This is a genomic window from Burkholderia stagnalis (assembly GCF_902830275.1).
GTDB lineage: Bacteria > Pseudomonadota > Gammaproteobacteria > Burkholderiales > Burkholderiaceae > Burkholderia > Burkholderia stagnalis.
Genome location: NZ_CADESW010000114.1, coordinates 1 through 254, shown reverse-complemented (window position 1 = coordinate 254; position 254 = coordinate 1). Strand labels below are relative to the sequence as shown.

The window sequence follows — 254 nt, the reverse complement described above, 5'->3', positions numbered from 1 at the left end:
TCGGTCGAACTCAAACCAGTCGAGAGCGAACTGATACCCGTCGAAGTCGACGTGGACAGCGAAGTGATCGAGCTGGTAGCCGTCGAGATACCCGTCGACGTGGACGTCGACAGCGAAGCGACGGAGCTATCGGTCGAACTCAAACCAGTCGAGAGCGAACTGATACCCGTCGAAGTCGACGTGGACAGCGAAGTGATCGAGCTGGTAGCCGTCGAGATACCCGTCGACGTGGACGTCGACAGCGAAGCGACGGA

1 protein-coding gene is annotated in these 254 nt (G+C 59.1%); it reads left to right on the top strand.

From position 1 onward, the window contains the following. On the top strand, positions 1-254 hold a 254-nt coding region (locus HWY45_RS36475), incomplete at both ends, for a hypothetical protein (protein ID WP_208450116.1).